Source organism: Streptomyces sp. NPDC052036 (genome assembly GCF_040680495.1).
Lineage (GTDB): Bacteria > Actinomycetota > Actinomycetes > Streptomycetales > Streptomycetaceae > Streptomyces.
In genome coordinates, this window is sequence record NZ_JBFAWW010000015.1 from 65428 (window position 1) to 83077 (window position 17650).

At 69.0% G+C, this 17650-nt stretch carries 17 protein-coding genes, 2 pseudogenes and 2 riboswitches; of the genes and pseudogenes, 13 read left to right on the top strand and 6 right to left on the bottom strand.

The features are described 5' to 3' along the window. The first annotated feature begins 520 nt into the window (after positions 1 to 520). The 3 genes from AB0L95_RS21550 to AB0L95_RS21560 all read left to right on the top strand — a co-directional run bounded on the left by AB0L95_RS21550 (position 521) and on the right by AB0L95_RS21560 (position 4990). The gene (locus AB0L95_RS21550; RefSeq protein WP_365163529.1) at positions 521 to 2593 is read left to right on the top strand and encodes an FAD-dependent oxidoreductase; all 2073 of its coding nucleotides are present in this window, start codon (positions 521 to 523) and stop codon (positions 2591 to 2593) included. Then, entirely contained in the window at positions 2590 to 4419 is a 1830-nt protein-coding gene (locus AB0L95_RS21555) for a thiamine pyrophosphate-binding protein (protein WP_365163531.1), read from the top strand. The genes AB0L95_RS21550 and AB0L95_RS21555 overlap by 4 nt, the downstream gene beginning before the upstream one ends. Before the next feature lie 61 nt (positions 4420 to 4480). Then, positions 4481 to 4990 carry an inclusion body family protein gene (locus AB0L95_RS21560; protein WP_365163533.1) on the top strand — a complete coding sequence of 170 codons (510 nt, stop codon included), beginning with the start codon at positions 4481 to 4483 and terminating at the stop codon, positions 4988 to 4990. A gap of 343 nt (positions 4991 to 5333) precedes the next feature. Here the strand turns inward: AB0L95_RS21560 and AB0L95_RS21565 are convergent, their stop codons facing one another. After that, positions 5334 to 5633, bottom strand: a complete 300-nt coding sequence (locus AB0L95_RS21565) for a hypothetical protein (protein WP_365163535.1) — start codon at positions 5631 to 5633, stop codon at positions 5334 to 5336. A 250-nt stretch (positions 5634 to 5883) separates the two neighbouring features. Next, the gene (locus tag AB0L95_RS21570; RefSeq protein ID WP_365163538.1) at positions 5884 to 6957 is read right to left on the bottom strand and encodes an alkene reductase; all 1074 of its coding nucleotides are present in this window, start codon (positions 6955 to 6957) and stop codon (positions 5884 to 5886) included. Positions 6958 to 7072: 115 nt separating this feature from the next. Between AB0L95_RS21570 and AB0L95_RS21575 the strand changes: the two genes are divergently transcribed. The 5 genes from AB0L95_RS21575 to AB0L95_RS21595 all read left to right on the top strand — a co-directional run bounded on the left by AB0L95_RS21575 (position 7073) and on the right by AB0L95_RS21595 (position 9722). Continuing rightward, on the top strand, positions 7073 to 7462 hold the full coding sequence (locus AB0L95_RS21575) for a MerR family transcriptional regulator (RefSeq protein WP_365163540.1): 390 nt from the start codon (positions 7073 to 7075) through the stop codon (positions 7460 to 7462). Positions 7463 to 7552: 90 nt separating this feature from the next. Beyond that, on the top strand, positions 7553 to 7873 hold the full coding sequence (locus AB0L95_RS21580; RefSeq protein ID WP_365163543.1) for a hypothetical protein: 321 nt from the start codon (positions 7553 to 7555) through the stop codon (positions 7871 to 7873). Between the two features lie 113 nt (positions 7874 to 7986). After that, positions 7987 to 8121, top strand: coding sequence for a hypothetical protein (locus AB0L95_RS21585; RefSeq protein WP_365163546.1), 135 nt, complete (start codon positions 7987 to 7989; stop codon positions 8119 to 8121). After that, positions 8118 to 8639: a nitrilase-related carbon-nitrogen hydrolase gene (locus AB0L95_RS21590; RefSeq protein ID WP_365163549.1), complete on the top strand. Its 522-nt coding sequence runs from the start codon at positions 8118 to 8120 to the stop codon at positions 8637 to 8639. The genes AB0L95_RS21585 and AB0L95_RS21590 overlap by 4 nt, the downstream gene beginning before the upstream one ends. A 198-nt stretch (positions 8640 to 8837) precedes the next feature. After that, positions 8838 to 9722: a hypothetical protein gene (locus tag AB0L95_RS21595; RefSeq protein ID WP_365163552.1), complete on the top strand. Its 885-nt coding sequence runs from the start codon at positions 8838 to 8840 to the stop codon at positions 9720 to 9722. A gap of 395 nt (positions 9723 to 10117) precedes the next feature. Here the strand turns inward: AB0L95_RS21595 and AB0L95_RS21600 are convergent, their stop codons facing one another. Together AB0L95_RS21600 and AB0L95_RS21605 are read right to left on the bottom strand one after the other, a co-directional pair. Beyond that, positions 10118 to 10597, bottom strand: a complete 480-nt coding sequence (locus AB0L95_RS21600; protein WP_365163555.1) for a YfbM family protein — start codon at positions 10595 to 10597, stop codon at positions 10118 to 10120. Positions 10598 to 11052: 455 nt separating this feature from the next. Further along, positions 11053 to 11469, bottom strand: coding sequence for a DUF3224 domain-containing protein (locus tag AB0L95_RS21605; RefSeq protein ID WP_365163558.1), 417 nt, complete (start codon positions 11467 to 11469; stop codon positions 11053 to 11055). 178 nt (positions 11470 to 11647) lie between these two features. On the opposite strand from AB0L95_RS21605, the gene AB0L95_RS21610 reads away from it, so the two are divergent. After that, positions 11648 to 12100: an NUDIX hydrolase gene (locus tag AB0L95_RS21610; RefSeq protein ID WP_365163561.1), complete on the top strand. Its 453-nt coding sequence runs from the start codon at positions 11648 to 11650 to the stop codon at positions 12098 to 12100. 54 nt (positions 12101 to 12154) lie between these two features. Here AB0L95_RS21610 and AB0L95_RS21615 read toward each other — a convergent pair. Next, positions 12155 to 12340: pseudogene (locus tag AB0L95_RS21615) on the bottom strand (SGNH/GDSL hydrolase family protein); the annotation flags it as partial. 262 nt (positions 12341 to 12602) lie between these two features. On the opposite strand from AB0L95_RS21615, the gene AB0L95_RS21620 reads away from it, so the two are divergent. From AB0L95_RS21620 to AB0L95_RS21635, 4 genes are all read left to right on the top strand, one after another. Continuing rightward, the gene (locus AB0L95_RS21620) at positions 12603 to 13406 is read left to right on the top strand and encodes an alpha/beta fold hydrolase (RefSeq protein ID WP_365163564.1); all 804 of its coding nucleotides are present in this window, start codon (positions 12603 to 12605) and stop codon (positions 13404 to 13406) included. Between the two features lie 79 nt (positions 13407 to 13485). Next, positions 13486 to 14562 (top strand): enoyl-CoA hydratase/isomerase family protein, encoded by a 1077-nt coding sequence (locus AB0L95_RS21625; protein ID WP_365163566.1) that lies wholly within the window; start codon positions 13486 to 13488, stop codon positions 14560 to 14562. Between the two features lie 85 nt (positions 14563 to 14647). Continuing rightward, positions 14648 to 14792, top strand: a riboswitch (cobalamin riboswitch). Positions 14793 to 14828: 36 nt separating this feature from the next. Continuing rightward, positions 14829 to 15050, top strand: coding sequence for a CbtB-domain containing protein (locus AB0L95_RS21630; RefSeq protein ID WP_365163568.1), 222 nt, complete (start codon positions 14829 to 14831; stop codon positions 15048 to 15050). Positions 15051 to 15071: 21 nt separating this feature from the next. Further along, complete coding sequence (locus tag AB0L95_RS21635; protein ID WP_365163570.1) at positions 15072 to 15824, top strand: CbtA family protein; 753 nt, start codon at positions 15072 to 15074, stop codon at positions 15822 to 15824. Positions 15825 to 15919: 95 nt separating this feature from the next. Here AB0L95_RS21635 and metE read toward each other — a convergent pair. Then, positions 15920 to 16987: pseudogene (gene metE / locus AB0L95_RS21640) on the bottom strand (5-methyltetrahydropteroyltriglutamate--homocysteine S-methyltransferase); the annotation flags it as partial. 259 nt (positions 16988 to 17246) lie between these two features. Continuing rightward, a riboswitch (cobalamin riboswitch) is annotated at positions 17247 to 17468 on the bottom strand. Between the last annotated feature and the right edge of the window lie 182 nt (positions 17469 to 17650).

Consider the following 17650-nt stretch of genomic DNA (forward strand, 5'->3'; position numbering starts at 1 on the left):
TCCGATCGTTTCCTGATTGATGGTCGGTGCCTACGAACGGCCCCCTCCGGGTCAGCGGCCCGGTGCCGTGTGCCTGCCATATAGCAGGTGTCCCACGGGACTTGTAACCGTGCCATGTCACGGTGCAGCCCGAGTGGTCGAATTCACGTGCGACGAATATGCGTTCCACGGCGAGAACGCCGGCCGCCCGGTGGTGACGTGGCGGCGGTCAGGCGCACGTTGGCCGGAAGCATATGCCAACGTCGCTGGTGGGCCGGTCAGTTGAGGGAGTGGAGTGGTGGCCTGTCTGTCGGATCGGTGAGCGGGGTCGGCACATCCTCTTCTCGGGGGCTTCACATTCCACAAGTGAATTGCTATTCCGGTTGCATCCGACTTCCCTTCCGCCCCTCAGGGATCTTCCGCCTTCCTGTCCGGAATTCAGGCAAGTAGAAATCGCGCCACTCAGTCCTCTCGGTGGTTTCAGGACTTTGTCTTCAGGGCCAACCGCTAAACCGTTTCGGCATATCTACGATCGCAGGCTATGACCGACACTCCACGGGACAACTCCGCCACCCGCGCCCGCTGGCATACCTGTCTCAGGCTCGCCCGTGAACTCCTCCTCGTCGGACCCGACGGCAATGACCTCAAACTCGAATATCTGCACGCTCTGATAGACACGGGCCGCCTCGGTACCACCCGTCACCCCCGCAAGAAGGTCCTCGTCATCGGCGCCGGCATCACCGGCCTCGTCGTCGGCCGGCTGCTCAAGGACGCGGGGCACGACGTCACCATCCTCGAGGCGAACGCCAACCGTGTCGGCGGACGCATCAAGACGTTCCGCACCACCAAGCACCACCAGCCCTTCGCCGACCCGGCCCAGTACGCCGAGGCCGGGGCCATGCGGCTGCCCGACTTCCACCCGCTCGTCCTCGCCCTTGTCGACAAACTGGGGCTCGGCCGACGCCAGTTCTACAACGTGGACATCGATCCCCACACCGGCAGCGGTCCCGACGTGCCCGTCCCTCCGGTGACGTACACCTCCTTCACCGGCCGGACGTGGACGTACGGCGACGACAGCCCGGACTTCGCCGAACCCGACAAGCGCGGCAACTCCTGGATCCGCGCCAACCGCATCCAGGTGCGGCGTGCCCACTACGCCGACGGTCCCGAGCGGATCAACGAGGGCTTCCATCTCACCGACGACGAGGTCCGCGCCCCCGTAGCGCGGATGGTGGACGAGGCGCTGGAGAGCGTGCGCGACTACTACTCCGACGTCGTCGACGGCAAGCGAGTCAACAAGCCGTTCGACGAGTGGGTCGATGGCTGGGCGCGGGTGATCCGCGACTTCGACGGCTACTCGATGGGCTCCTTCCTACGCGACCGCGCCGGGCTCAGCGACGAGGCCGTCGAGGCCGTCGGAACCCTGGAGAACATGTCCTCGCGGCTCTACCTCTCCTTCTTCCACAGCTTCCTGAGCCGCAGCGACATCAACCCCGCCGTCCGCTACTGGGAGATCCCCGGCGGCAGCTGGCGCCTGCCGCACGCCCTGTACCAGGGCCTGCACGACGAGGTGCAGCTCGGTCAGCGCATGATCCGTCTTGAGTACCACGACCCCAGCCGCGACACCGACCCCGATGGCACCGGGGCGGTCGGACCGGACGGGTGGGGCGTGGCGGTACAGACCGTCGACGAGGAAGACCCGAAGGAACTGCCTCGTCTGTGGACGGCGGACCTGGCGGTCGTCACCATCCCGTTCTCCGCGCTGCGCTTCGTGGAGATTGTCCCCTCGATGTCGTACAAGAAGCGCCGCGCCATCATCGAGACCCACTATGACCAGGCCACCAAGGTGCTGCTCGAATTCAGCCACCGCTGGTGGGAGTTCACCGAGGACGACTGGCGCGACACGCTGGACGGCATCGCGCCCGGCCTGTACGAGTACTATCGGCGGGGGCACGAGGCGGACACCGAGACCGTGTCCGTGCCCACGCTGCCCGAGCCGGAGGCCGGGCTGCTCGGCGCCGCCGTCAAGGACAGCCTCGTCACCGAGGAGATGCGGCGGATCGACGGCAGTCTGCCGCTGCGCGGCCCCGCCGTCCGGCCCGCCACCCACTGCTTCGGCGGGGGCTCCGCCGCCGACAACCCCAACCGGTTCATGTACTACCCCTCGCACCCGATCGCGGACAGCACGGGCGGCGGCGTCGTCCTCGCCTCGTACTCCTGGTCCGACGACGCCGCACGCTGGGACTCCATGCCGAAGGCGGAGCGCTACCTCTACGCCCTGCGCAACCTCCAGGCCGTGCACGGCCGGCGCATCGAGGTGTTCTTCACCGGCCGCGGCGCCACGCAGAGCTGGGCCCGCGACCCGTACGCCTTCGGCGAGGCCGCCATCTACACCGCGCACCAGATGACCAGCTTCCACCTGGACGTCTCCCGGCCCGAGGGCCCAGTGCACTTCGCCGGCGAGCACACCTCCCTCAAGCACGCCTGGATCGAGGGCGCGCTGGAGAGCGCCGTCCGCGCCGCCCTTGCCGTCCATCAGGCCCCGCCGGTCACCGACAGGAACGGTTCGGACCAGGACGTCTCGGGTGCGGACCGGGAAGGGGAGTCCTCGTGAGCGCGATCACCCCGGCTTGCACGATCGCCCGCTATCTCGCCCTGCGATTGGCTGAGTTGGGCATCACCCATCTGTTCGGCGTCCCCGGCAACCACCTCGGCCCGTTCCTCACCACCCTGCGGGCCCAGGGCGACATCGAGTGGGTCGGCACTCCGACCGAGGGCGGCGCGGGCCAGGCCGCCGACGCCTACGCCCGCATCCACGGCGTGGGCGCGGCGGCGGTGACGTACAGCGTGGGCGCGTTCAATCTGCTCAACGCCTGCGGCGGCGCGTACGTCGAGCAGATCCCGCTCATCGCCGTCAACGCCTGCCCACCGTACGAGCAGTGGCAGAACTTCCGCGCCGTCGGGCTGCTCACCTCGCACATGAGCCCCCGCGCCGAGAGCAACCTGGACGTCTACCGACAGGTCACCGTGGACGCACAGGTCATCTCCCATCCGGGCTTGGCACCCGCCCAGATCGACGCCGCGCTCACCGCGTGCGTATCCGAGCGCCGGCCGGTCTACCTGGAGGTCATGGAAGACCTGTGGGACGAGCCCTGCCCTGAGCCGACGGAGCCGATCGTCCGCCGCGAACGGCCTTTCAGCGAGCGCAACCAGAGCATGCTGGACCGCGCCGTGCAGGCGATCCTCACCCTGATCGAGGAGCACCCCGGCCCGGACGGCAGGCCCCGCCCGATCGTGTGGGCCGGCGAGGAGATCGCCCGGTACCGGCTCGGCGGGGAACTCACCGACCTGGTGGAGGCAACCGGCGTACCGTTCTGCACGACCGTCGGCGCCAAGGCCGTCGTGGACGAGGACATGCCGCAGTTCCACGGCGTCTACAACGGCAAGGCCAGCCACCCGGACGTGCACGCGATCTTCAAGGACTGGGCCACCTGCCGGATCGGACTCGGGGCCTGGTCCACGTCGAAGAACCTCGACGGCGAGCAGAACGTCGGCACCGACTGGGTGATGGCGGCGCACGGCGGAGTCAGCGTCGGCACCTCCTACTTCCCCGACGTCCAGCTCGCCCAGTTGCTGCCCGCCGTCCAGGACGCGCTGGCGAAGGCCTACGGCACCGAGGGTCTGTCCGCGGACTACTACGCCGAGTCCTACAGCTACGGGGGAGCGCGGGACGACCGCCCCGCCGGCCTGGCGCAGTACCGCGCCTCGCTGAGCGTCAGCGGTGCGCGGTCCCGGGACGCCGAACGGCTCACGTACGACGGCGTGTTCGACCGGGTCAACCACTTCCTGGGCCGGGAGACCACGGACGACTGGACGGTCGTGTCCGACGCCGCGTTCTCCCTCATCGGCTCGATGAACCTGTCCCTGTCCGCAGGCGGCTTCCTGTCCCAGATCAGCTGGCTGTCCATCGGCTGGTCGGTCGGCGCGGCCACCGGCGCCGCGCTCGCCCCGGAACGCGAGGGCGCCCGCCCGATGGTGTTCGTCGGCGACGGCGCCTTCCAGGAGACCTGCCAGGAGATCTCCACTCACACCCGCCTCGGGCTGCGCTCGGTGGTGTTCGTCCTGGACAACGGGTCCTTCTACGGCATCGAGCAGATGTTGGTGCACCCGGCCTACTACGCCGGAGAGGACCCCGCCGAGCCGGACTTCTACAACGTCCTGCACCCCTGGCACTACGACCGCCTCGCGGCCGTCTTCGCCGACAAGGACACCCCGGCGAGCGGCCTGAGCGTCGCCCGCCCCGCGGAGCTGGACGACCTGCTGGCCCGCCTCGGTGACCCGCACGACCCGGTCAACGCCGGACCCCTCCTGGTCCGCGTCCGCCTGCACCGGCACGACTATCCGCGGGCCATGGCGTACAAGGTGCCGAATACCTCGTGACCGGCATCCTCGTGGCCGAAACTCCCGTATCCGAAAATCTCGAATCCCGAGGGGGAAAGAAATGGCTGATCTGAATGTACTGATCGCGTTCGACGCGGCCACGATCGTCGAGCAGAATCCCAACGCGTCGCGGAATCCCGACGCGCCGACCTACGTCGACCAGAGCCTGATCTACATGACGACGCGGCACGACCACATCGTCGGCACCTCGGGCGCCGAGCTGAACCTGCGGGCCGAGCCCGGGGACACCGTCCGGTGGCGGGAGACGACGGTGTCGCTGGGCAGCGACTACAAGGCGCTGTTGTACCGGTACGTGAGCAGCGACCGCGACCACACACTCATCAGGACGCCGGAAATCGAGGTGGTCGACGGCGTCTATCCGCTGCCGCGGGAGGGCAGCGAGGGCAGTCCGGATTTCGTGACGCAGAAGTACCAGGACCACTACTGGCGCACCACGGTGAAGAGCGTCGGCAAGGTCGTGTACCACTTCTACTTCCAGATCCTCGACCGGCACCGGCAGTTGCAGGGGTACTTCCAGTGGGACCCCTTCATCACCATTGAGGACTCCTGACGGTCCGATCGTGACGGGCGGCGGCGCGGTCACCACCGCCGCCGCCCCCGGCGATGAGGAAGCCGTCGCGTTTCAACCTCGGCGCCGGGTACGTGACCTGGTGCCGGGGACGCTGTCGGACCTGTCGCGCAAGAACGGCGGCTTTCGGAACGGCGAGCAGGGCGACGATGGTGATCGGCTGCTGGCAGTGGGGGCCCCGCCGGGTCGCGGCCGGCTCCAGCGGGTCCCGCTCGGCAGCGGCTGGACGGGAGGTGCCACGGGGCGCGGCCTTCGGCCGAGACGGGAGTTCGGACAGAGGCGGTCGACCGCGATCTCGCAGCACGGCTCCCCGCGAACGTCAGGCTCAGGATCTGCCGGCGGTCTCGGCGGTCTCGGCGAGGTCGCCGGCACTGGCCGCTTCGTCCTGGGCTATGCCGAGAAAGCGCTGGATCGCTTCGACCGGCATGTCGAGCCCCTCGGACGCCAACTGCTCGTCGCCGAACACCTGCACTGCCTCGGTGACAGCCAAGGCCAGTTCAACCTCTGCCTTGCGGACCTTGGCCTCGGCCTTGTCCACGGTGTCGACCACCGCCAACTGGCGGCGCTGCTTCTCCTGAAGCCTCTGTTTGCGGGAAAGGATTTTGTCAGAGTTCTGCATAGACATGACCAAGATCATAATCAGTTCGCGTGCCCACTCGACGCCCTGTTCCACAGCCGGGTCACCGTCACGTCGGCCCGGTGGAGCAGGCCGAAAGCAAGACCTCCCCTGCGGGAACAGCCCGCGTGAGTGCCGGATCTGCCCCCGCTCGGACTGCAGGCGCCGACATGGGGCTGGGCGACGGCTCCCGCCCAGCCTGTGCGTCCGCATTCGCCCTGTTGGCGACCTCGCGGAGGCGTGAGCCGCCGCGCGGGCGTCAGGCCGTGTACGGATAGGCCGGATAGGTGAGGTAGCCGGCGTCGCCGCCCTGGTAGTACGTGGTCTCGTCGATGGGAGCGATCGGCAGGCCGACGCGGAGGCGTTCGACGAGATCGGGGTTGGCCAGGAAACCGCGGCCGAAACTGATCAGGTCGGCGCCCAGGCCCAGCCAGTGGTCGGCTTCCTCGCGACCGGTCTGCTTGGGGCCCATCGGGAGGACCGGATTGATGATCAAGGTCCCGGGCCAGGCGCGGCGTAGACCGATGAGCACCTCCTCGTCCGTGGTCGCTTCCAGGTGGACGTAAGCGAGTCCGAGACGGGACAGCTCTGTCAGCAACGTGGTGTTGAGGGCGAGTGCGTCGGTCTCCTCGACGCCCCAGAAGCCGCCCCCCGGGGAGAGGCGGATGCCCGTCCTGGCCGCCCCGACCGCGTCTACCGTCGCGGCCACGGCCTCCACGGCGAACCGGATCCGGCCCGCGATCGTGCCGCCGTAGCGGTCCGTGCGCCGGTTGGCGTTGGAGGAGAGGAACTGGGAGATCAAGTAACCGTTGGCGCCGTGGAGTTCGACTCCGTCGAAGCCCGCGTCGATCGCGCGGCGGGCCGCCTCGGCGTACGCGTGGGCGTGCTCGGGTACCTCGGCGGTGTCCAGCGCGCGGGGCATGGGTGCGGGCTGCGGGCCGGTCGGGGTGAAGACGTCGCCCACTGCGGCGATCGCCGAGGGGCCGACGGGCTGGTGGCCGGTCGTGTCGGGGTGCGAGACCCGGCCGCCGTGCATGAGCTGGGCGAAGATCCGTCCGCCGTTGACGTGCACGGCGTCGGTCACGGCACGCCATGAGGCGGCCTGCTCCTCGGTGTGCAGTCCGGGCGTGCCCGGGTTGGACTGCCCGACGAGGCTGGGCTGCACGCCCTCGGACACGATCATTCCGGCCGACGCGCGCTGCGCGTAGTACGTTGCCATGGACGGCGTGGCAACGCCGCCGGCCGCGGCCCTGACGCGGGTCATCGGGGCCATCACCATCCGGTTGGGCAGGGTCAGTTCACCGAGTCGGTAGCTGCTGAACAACGTCGTCACGTCGGGCTCCTCCGTCTGTGCATCGCGTGCCTAGTACCGGGCACAGCGCTACGCTAAAACCTGACATGGATGTCAGAGGCAAGCGGTGTGGCGTGGTTCACGAGGGGAGACGGTCGTGCGGATCGGCGAGCTCGCGGCACGTACCGACGTCAGCGTGCGGTCGCTGCGCTACTACGAGGAGCAGGGGTTGCTGACCAGCAGCCGTAGCGCCAGTGGGCAGCGGCATTACACGGAGGCCGAGGTGGAGCGCGTGCGATTCATCCAACGTCTGTACACGGCGGGCCTGTCCAGTCGTACGATTTCCGAGCTGCTGCCCTGCGTCGACACGCCCAGCGAGGGCAACTCCGATGCCGCTCTCGAGCGGATGGCGCAGGAGCGCAACCGCCTCTCCGAGTACATCGACGAACTCGTGCGGACCCGGGAAGCGTTGGACGGCCTGATGGCCACGGCCCGGGCCCACCGAGAGAGCCTGCGCACTCCGGCCGGCACGCGCTCAGGGCGTTGAACGCGCACCGTGGTTCCGGATCGGGATGCGGTACTTGAGGGACTGCGCGGCGCAGGGACCCGGACGGCGCGCTGTCGCCAGGTTGTCCGGTTGTCCAGGTGGTCGAGTTCCGCCAGGGCGCGGGTGTTGCGCGGCGGCCGGCTGGACCTGCTTCGCCCTGCGTGTCAAGGACCCGAACCGGCTGCCGAGTTCGAACTCCAGCGGCCGAATCGCAGCTCCACGAAGAGGGAGCAAGTCAGCGGCGGCCGCTCCGACTTCGCGTACGCCTGCTTCCTTGCCCACTCCTCGCTCACCACCCCGGCCGGCACCGCGATCGCCCAGGCCGACGTCAGATGGCAGATCGAGAAGGGCGACGAGCAGGGCAAGCAGCTCGTCCGCCTGGACCAGTACCAGGTCTGCAAGCCTGACTGACGCTGCTCTGAGGCCGGTCCTTGCCCTTCTGGAATATAGGAGCAAATGCCCCTATTGCTGGCTCGTCAGCGCCAGACCGTAATGACCACAGATTGCGACTGAGGAGCTACAACATGACCGTGAAGGTTGCCGCCGTCCAGATAAGCCCGGTGCTCTACAGCCGCGCGGGCACCGTCGAACGTGTCGTGAAGAAGATCCACGAGCTGGGAAGCAGGGTGTCGAGTTCGCGGTCTTCCCGGAGACCGTGATCCCGTACTGTCCGTACTTCGGCTTCGTGAAGGCGCCCTACGCCCTGATCGCCGACGGCGAGCAAATTCACGCCGCGATGTTCCCCGGCGGCCTCGGCAGCGAGAAATTCGCCCCCCAGATGGAGGTCGCCATCCGCCAGCACGCGCTGGAGTCGGCCTGCTTCGTGGTCAACGCCACCGCCTGGCTCGACGACGACCAGAAGGCGAAGCTCGTCGAGGACAACGGCGTCCCCGTCGGCTTGTTCTCCCACGGATTCTTCACGGCCATCGTCGACCCCGAGGGCCGCATCGTCGGTGAGCCGCTCGCCGCCGGCGAGGGCGAGGTCATCGCCGACCGGGACTTCACGATGATCGACCGCCGCAAGCGCATGGCTGACACGCGCGGCCACTACGCCCGCCCGGAACTGCTCAGCCTGCAGGTCGACCGCATGCCGACCGCGCCCCTCCACGAGCGCGGCACCGCCGTCGCGGCCCAGGCCACCCGGGTCGACGAAAAGCGTTCCACCGCGGCCCAGTGACCGTGCCCCCCGTCTCCGGCCGGCCCGCGGGCCGGCCGGAGTGACGCAAGACGGAGCCCCCGGCGGCCCAGCGATGACGGACAACGAGGTCCGAGGGACTTCGGGAGTCCGGGATCACCTCCGCCGGGTCCGGTCGAGGGACGCACCCCTCGAAGTACCCCGCACAACCCGACCCGGGCGGCACGCCCACCACCACCCGTGCCGCCGGGACCAGAAGACAACCTGCCGGCGGAACGTTTCCGCTCCACCATCGCGCTGCTGTCGATCACCACCGTGGCGGGTGTCGGCCTGGGGTACCCGCTGACCGGTCTGATCACCGAGGGCTTCGGGTACCACGGCAGCTTCTGGTTCGGCGCGCTGGTCAGCGCCGCCGCCCTCGTGTCGGCCGCGCTCGTCGTGCCGCGCTCCCGGCATCTGGCCTGCCGTCGCTTCGACGTGGTGGGCGCGGTCCTGTTCGGCGCGGTCCTCGCCGGGCTCCTGCTCGTGCTGAGCAAGGGAGGGTCCTGGGGCTGGACATCGCCGGCCCTGCTCGGCCTGCTCGCCGCGTCCCTGGCCTGTCTGGCGGTCTGGATCGTGTACGAGCTGCGCATCGGCCCGCCACTGGTCGACCTGCGCAAGCTCCGCAACCGCGTCGTGCTGACCGCCGACGTGATCGGACTCGCCGCGGGCATCGGGATGTACCTGCTCCTGTCCCTGGTCACGCGGCTGGCCCAGGCACCCGTGGGCGCGGGCCACGGCTTTGGTGCGTCGGTCGTCGTCACCGGGATGATCCTGCTGCCCTTCTCGGTCGGCAGCCTGCTGGCCGGCAGGGCCGTCCCGCTCGTGGCGGGCCGCCTGTCCTGGCGGCTGACGCTGCCGCTGTCCTGCGGCGTCGTCCTCGTGTCCATGCTGCTGTTCGCGCTGAGCCGGTCCGGCCTGTGGGAGCTGTTCCTCGTGACGGGCGTGGCGGGCGTGGGCGTGGGCTGCGTCTTCGCCCTGGTCCCCGGGTTGATCGTCAACTCGGTGGCCGCCCAGGAGGTCGGGAGCGCAATGGGCTTCAACCAGGTCCTGCGCTACGTCGGGTTCTCCACGGAAGCGCGTTGAGCGCCACGGTGCTCGCATCGCACACCTTGCCCGGACAGTCCCTGCCCGACCCCAACGGCTACGGGGCCACGGCCGTGCTGGGCTGCGTCATCTGCGCGGCCGCCGCAGTCGCCGCTGTCATGCTCCCAGGGCGCCGCGGCCACGAACCCGGCCTCGCCACCGAAGCAGGGCACGGACCGGCCGCCGCCCCATTTTCTCGTCCGGACCCGGAATCCCGGGCCTCGACGAAACCCGGCCGGACACGCGGATGACCACGACCGCCCGGCACCGCCTGAGCCCGGTGGCACTCCCGTCCCGCGGCCGGCAGGTGTCCGATCTGGGCGGCCGGTTGCCGGTCCGGACCACCCGCCCTCCTGCCCTGAAGCGCCTGCGCCGGGGTGATGGAGGGTGCGGCCCTAGAAGCTGAAGCTCATGAACGCCCCATGACCGCGCTCAGCCGCCCCGGCGAAGAATGCGACGAGCTCCTCGTAGGAGCGCTCAAGCCACTCCAGTTCGCCCTCGGCATCGAACCTCCACATGTTGGGGTACACCTCCTCAACCGTCATCCGCTCCGGGGCGTAGTGGGCCGCCAACTGTTCCCACGGGGTCGCCCGCAGACGCCGGGCCACGCTCTGGATCTGCTCCGCAGACCACCCGAACAGGGTGCCTTCCTGAAGGATTTGAGACCCGTCCATCAGGAATTCGATATCCACCTCTGTCTCGTCGAGCAGGAACTGGAGGCCGGCCCACGCCTTGCCCGGGCCGCCGTAGGGACGATCCGGCATCGGATCGCAGGCGTACAGCTCGTAGACGTACGCCTTGGCCCAACTCGGTTCCCTTTCCGCCCTGTCCAGCTCCTCCCCTGTCGCGCTGATGAACCCAATGCTCACGCTCATGAAAAGCAATCCCCCTTGGTCACCGTTTGATCGACCATTTGCTCCAACAGCGACGGCGAGTGTTCCACACGGCTCTGGCCACCGGGCTGCACCCTGCGGCGATGGGCGCTGAGACCAGTCTTCAAAGATCGCCGGACGTGGTGTCGGCCGATGTCGACTTCACCGCCGGTGTCGGGGCGGTCTGGATCGTGTGGCGTCCGAGGACGGCGGGGCGCACTCGGCCTCACGCGCAGGCTTGACCCCAGCGCTCCATCGCCACGGCCCATGGATCAACTGCGTCAACGTGTGCCTCGGGCGGGATGTGGGTCACGTCTCATCGGCGCCCGCCGGATCGAGGCTCCCGAGCAGCGCACGCTCATTGCTGTTCGGACGTCCCCCCAGCATCAAACGTGGAGCCGGACCTGCCATGAGGGCGCATCCCGCAGATCGATCCACGACGTGATGCGCTTCGTCTGTCATCGGCCCACTTCCCACTCGTAGTCGAACCAGATCCGATGCGTCCCGTCAGCGTCGACGGCCATTCCTCCGGCACCGGAGATCCCGGCCAGCTCTCCCGTGCCGCTCGTGGGCACGATGGTGAAGAACTCCGCCGTGCGATCGCTGCCGGACGTCGTCGCCGAGTGCACGAAGTTGAAGGCGCCGACCCGGCCGCACAGCGAGCCGTCGAACGACTCCATGGCCACATAGGTGCCCACGCCGGTCGTCTGGTCGAAGGCAGCGGTGAACAAGGTCGCCGAGCGACCGGCGACCTCGCCCTCGAAATGCTTCTCCATCGTCGCGACACCCACCGGAAGCCCAGTGGACACAGCCGGGTCCGGCTTCAGCTCGGTCGGGACGAACGCTTTGACAGTGAACGTTCCTGTAGCTCTCATGGAACGACCGTATCGGTGCGGTCTGACACCGCTCCTCCTTTGGGCGGACTGCTGCCGGCTCATCAAGTAGCGCTTGTAGTGTGCGACTCCTTCTTGCGTTCGGGCGGTCGGCAGACTTGTAGCCGCACCTCAGTTCCTTCGACACCCCGCTCGTTTCCCACGCCACCAGGACCCGACCATGAACGCTCCCCTCCTCACTCTGACCGCCTCGGCGGCTGCCCTGTTCTCCAACGCCGACGGCGACGTCCTGATCGTCAATCCGACATACAAGAGTTACTGGAATCTCCCCGGCGGCGCCGTCGACCGGGATGAAACCCCTCAGGACGCAGCCGCCCGCGAGGTACGCGAGGAACTCGGCATCACCCCGCCCATCGACCGTCTGCTGGTGCACGCCTGGGTCAGCTCTCCGGGCCGGGGGGCACAGGTCCTGTACATCTTCGACGGCGGCACCCTCAGCGCCGAGGACCAGGCCGCGATCACTCTGCAGGAATCAGAGCTGAGCGAGTACCGCTTCTGCCCGCCGGACGCCATGGAGCCCGGTCTGATCCCCCCACATCTGACAGATGTCTGGCAGGCTGCGCTGACGGCCCGCACCAGCCGACACCCGGCAGTGCTCACGGTCCGGCTGTAAGCATGAAGGGCTGGCTGGAGGCGAAGCCCCGGCCGGGCTCCCGGGGGAGGGGGTTCAGGCGGCGTTGCCTCCGGGGACCGGTTCGGAGGTGAAACCGAGGTCGTTCAGGTCGATCGCGTCGGCCATCGCCTTGAGCCCCGCGTCGCTGAAGTGCAGGTGGTCGCCCGCGTCGTAGGCGGGCAGGATGCGGTGGGGGTCGGCGGGGTCCCGGACCACGGCGTCGAAGTCGACGACGGCGTTCGGGCTCGGAGCCGACCGGAGGCTGAGCGCCTCGCAGGCAACCACCGCCGGAGACCGGTCTGCCCGGACAAACCCTCAGACCGGAAGGCCAGTTGTCCGATCTCACCGAACGCGAACGCGTCCTGGCCGCCGTCGCGAGCGGCCTGAGCAACGCCGAGATCGCGGCGCCGTCTCCGAGTCCGCCTTCTCCGCCTTCTCCGACTCCGCGATCAATGTAGGGTCAACGTGATCTCGCGATGCACTCATTGCTGGAGAACACCCTATGTCTGTGAGTTCGTCTGATACGGCGATATGGCTGCGGCGGTTCGGCGCGGTTGCCGGGCCGAGGCAGCGCCTGGTCTGCTTCCCCCATGCCGGCGGTTCCGCTGGTGTCTTCCGCGGCTGGCGCCGTGGACTGCCCGCCGACGTGGAACTGCTGGCGGTCCGCTACCCGGGGCGGGAGGACCGGATCAGAGAACCGTTCGTCGAGGACATGAACGAGATGGCCGGCGAGATCGCCGAGCAGCTGGCTCCGCTGCTCGACAGCGGCCTGGTCCTGTTCGGGCACAGCATGGGTGCGGACCTGGCCTTCGAAGTGGCGCTGCGGCTGGAGGAGAACCATGGCCGGCCCCCGGCCATGCTCGTCGTGTCCGGCAGCGGCGGCCCCGGCACCAACAACCGCGACCTGCCTGACGACGACGATGAATCGGTCGTCGACTTCGCCAAGTCCCTGGACGGCGTCAACTCGGCGGCGTACGAGGACAAGGATCTGCGCCCGCTGCTGCTCCCCGCCCTCCGTGCGGATCTGCGCATGATCAGGAACTACTCTCCTCGGCCGGGCCGGACCATCAATTGCCCGCTCTCGATCTATGTCGGGTACAGCGACCCGGATGTCACCATCTCCGAAGCACATGCGTGGTCGCATGCGTCGGTCGGTGGATCGAGCATCAAGGTGTTCCCCGGGGGGCACTTCTACTTGGTCGACTCCGAGCCGGAACTGCTGGACGACCTGTCCGCACGGCTGCGCGAGGTGCGGGCCGCCGACACCACGGTGGCTGCGGCCCCGAGGAGATCGTCCGCGACCTGACCTGAGTCCACCAGATCCTGGAAGGAACCGACGAGATCATGCGCGTCCTCGTGGCCCGCGGCCTGACGGAGGCATTCGGATGACCGGCAGTGAGGAACCCGTCCTGTTCCACACCTCCGGGCGGGCCGCCCGTATCACCTTCAACCGCCCGAGGGCACTCAACGCCCTGAACCATGCGATGGTTCGCCGCATCGACGAGGCCCTGACCGCGTGGGAACACGACCCCGCGGTGGAGGCCGTGGTCATCACCGGCGCGGGGGAGCGCGGCCTGTGCGCGGGCGGCGACATCCGGGCCGTCCACGACGACGCCCGCGACGGGGACGGCACGGCCTCGGCCGCGTTCTGGCGCGACGAGTATCGCCTCAACGCCCGTATCGCCCGCTACCCGAAGTCGTACGTCGCCACCATGGACGGCATCGTGATGGGCGGCGGGGTCGGCGTCTCCGCGCACGGCAGCGTTCGCATCGTCACCGAGCGGTCCAGGGTCGCGATGCCCGAGACCGGCATCGGCTTCGTCCCCGACGTCGGCGGCACTTATCTGCTCGCCCTCGCCCCGGGCGAGTTGGGCACCCACCTCGCCCTCACCGGTGCGCAGATCGGTGCCGCCGACGCCCTGCTGTGCGGCCTCGCCGACCACTACGTACCGTCCACCTCGGTCCCCGAACTCCTCGACGACCTCGCCGAGACGCCCGTACGAGAGGCCCTCGTCCGCCATGCACGGCCCGCACCGCCGGGAGAGTTGGCCGGACAGCGGGAGTGGATCGACAGCTGCTACGCCGCCGACAGCGTCGAGGAGATTCTCGACCGGCTTCTCGCTCACGGCGGTCGGACGGCCAAGGAGACCGCGGAGATCTTGCTCTCCAGGTCGCCCACCGCCCTCAAGGTCACCCTGGCCGCCCTGCGCCGCGCCCGCCGCCTCGGCCGGCTGGAACACGTCCTCGACCAGGAGTACCGCGTCTCCTGCGCGGCCCTGCGTACCCACGACCTGGTGGAGGGCGTCCGCGCCCAGATCATCGACAAGGACCGCAACCCGCGCTGGTCCCCGGCGACCCTCGCCGAGGTGTCCGACTCCGACGTGGAGCGATTTTTCGCCCCCCTCGGCGACCGCGAACTGGGGCTCGCCGGACCCGGTACCGCCACGGAGACGGCCCGGTGAGCCAGCGGCGCCCGTGTCGCGCGGTGTTCTTGTCCGCCTGGTGTGGAGAGGAAGATCACGCCAGGGGGAGGCCATCTTGGCCACGCACCCGACACGCGGTACGGTCTCTCCGAGATTGACGACGGTACGACGGAAGCCGGTGAAAGTCCGGCACGGTCGCGCCACTGTGTGCGAGACGCCTCCCGGGGCGGCTCGTGAGTCAGACCCGTGGCTGTCGTCCTGTGCACCACCGAGATGGGACGCGAACTCCCAGAGGAGGTCCTGCCATGGCGCAGACCGTCGCCCAGCCGACAGCCACCACCCCCGTCGTTCCCGCCAAGCTGCCGCTGAACGCGATAGCTCCCTGGGCGGTTTTCTTCGGCATCCTCATGCTCATCCTGTTGTACTTCGTCGGCGCCGAGCAGGGCGCCACCTCCGTGTTCAACGGCACGGACGTCCATGAGTGGGTGCACGACGCCCGCCACCTGCTCGGCTTCCCCTGCCACTGACGCGAGGGACGCCGCACACCCATGAACTCCGCAACCGTACGCAACCTTCTCGTGCGGGGCATGCTCGGCGGCCTGGCCGCCGGCCTGCTCGCGCTGGTCGTGGCCTACCTCCTCGGTGAGCCGAACGTCGACAGCGCGATCAGCTTCGAGGCAGCCCACTCCCACGAACACGAGATGGAAGTCGTCTCCCGCTCACTGCAGTCCACCGCCGGTCTTGCCACCGGCGTCCTGGTCTACGGAGTCGCGTTCGGCGGCATCGCCGCACTCGCTTTCTGCTTCGCGCTCGGCCGGGTCGGCAGCTTCTCCCCGCGGGCGACCGCGCTGCTGCTGTCCGGCTGCGCGCTGCTGGCCGTGTACGTCGTGCCGTTCCTGAAGTATCCGGCCAACCCGCCGTCGGTCGGCAACCCCGACACCATCGGCAAGCGGACCACCCTGTACTTCCTGATGATGCTGCTCAGTGTGCTCCTGGCGATCGCCGCCACCATTCTGGGCAAGCGGCTCGCGCCGCGACTGGGCAACTGGTACGCGACCGTTGTCGCCGTCGTCGGCTTCGCCGTCCTGATCGGTCTGGCGTATGCCTTCCTCCCGGTGGTCAACGAGGTGCCGAAGGACTTCCCGGCCACCCTGCTGTGGCGGTTCCGTCTCTCGGCCCTTGCCATCCAGCTCGTCCTGTGGGGCGGATTCGGTCTGCTCTTCGGCGAGTTGGCGGAGCGCCAGCTGAATCCGAAGCCCGTACCGGCCACTCGGGGCCGGGCGGTCGCCGCTCCGAGCTGAATTGACCCGAGACACAAGAGGGCCCACGGAACCATCCGGGGCCCTCTCGCGTTCTCCGGGCACCGACAGACCCGGTCCCTGGTGAGACCGGCGGATCAGGACGCGGGCAGCTCACCGCGGACGGTGCGGGCCGCGGCGACCAGGTTCTCCAGCGAGGCGCGGGTCTCGTCCCAGCCGCGGGTCTTCAAGCCGCAGTCGGGGTTGACCCACAGACGTTCGGCGGGGATGGCCTTCAGCCCGGTGCGCAGCAACTCCGCCGCCTCCTGCTCGCTCGGCACGCGCGGGGAGTGGATGTCGTACACCCCGGGCCCCGCCTCGCGCGGATAGCCATGGGCGGCGAGTTCGCGGGCGACCTGCATATGGGAGCGGGCGGCTTCCAGGCTGATGACGTCGGCGTCGAGGTCGTCGATGGCCTGGACGATGTCGCCGAACTCCGCGTAGCACATATGGGTGTGGATCTGGGTGTCCGGCCGCACACCGCCGGTGGTGAGCCGGAACGCCTCGGTGGCCCACCCCAGATAGGCGGGGCGGTCGGCGGCGCGCAGCGGCAGCGTTTCGCGCAGGGCGGGTTCGTCGACCTGGATGACGCGGGTCCCGGCCGTCTCCAGGTCGTGGACCTCGTCGCGCAGGGCGAGTGCGACCTGGCGGGCGGTGTCGGCGAGGGGCTGGTCGTCGCGCACGAAGGACCAGGCGAGCATGGTGACCGGGCCGGTGAGCATGCCCTTGACGGGCCGGTCGGTGAGGGACTGGGCGTATGTCGTCCAGCGCACCGTCATCGGCTCCGGGCGGAAGATGTCGCCGGCCAGGATCGGCGGGCGGACGTAGCGGGTGCCGTAGGACTGGACCCAGCCGTGCTGGGTGGCGAGATAGCCGGAGAGCTGCTCGGCGAAGTACTGGACCATGTCGTTGCGTTCGGGTTCGCCGTGTACGAGGACGTCGAGTCCGGTCTTCTCCTGGAAGGCGATGACCTCCCGGATCTCGGTCTTGATGCGCTCCTCGTACCCGTCCGTGTCGATCCGGCCCGCGCGCAGGTCGGCGCGGGCGGCGCGCAGTTCGCCGGTCTGCGGGAAGGAGCCGATGGTGGTGGTCGGCAGCAGCGGCAGACCAAGGCGGGCGTGTTGGGCCGTGGTCCGTTCGGCGTAGGGCTGGGAGCGGCGGGCGTCGTGCCCTCGATGGCCTTCTTCAGCTCCCGGTGCTGTCCCTGCCGGGGGTAGCCGTACACGGTGGCCCGTGCTGCCGCGACTGCGGGCTTGGTGGTCACGGAGATCTCCTTCGCGAGATGAATCCCTGAGATCCCGGGGACGGGTCGAGTGCGCGAAGGGGTGACGGACCGGGCGGTACGACCTCGCGCGCAGCGCCGTCGTCCGCCTGGTATGTACGCCGACCCGCCCTCGAGGTCACCGGAATGTCCGCGTGCGAGTCGTTCGCACACGGGCAGTTGGCAGGTCTTCGGACTCGCGGGCACGTCTCGTCGTACGAGACACCTACTGGCCGTCGCTTCCCAAACCCTGTTCGTCGGGCCCAGTGCGTATGACGGCGGTCGTTCCCGCTCACCGCTGCGGGGCAGTCCCGGATTCCCACCGGGTTCCCTCTTACGACGCTCCCGCCTGGCGGACGGGGCGAACCAGCTGCACGGGCCAGCCTAAGGGGCCGTTCGAGGTTGCGGTGGGTCACGTCCGTCATTCGGATGGTGAGGTGAAACACGCGGTTGACGCGAGCCGGGTACGCGGTTGACGTGCGGGCGGTGCGCGATGGGATACGTGGTCGACGTGCGTCGGCGCATGGGTCGTCGTGCGGGGGACGGGTCGAGGGCGGGAACCGCGTAC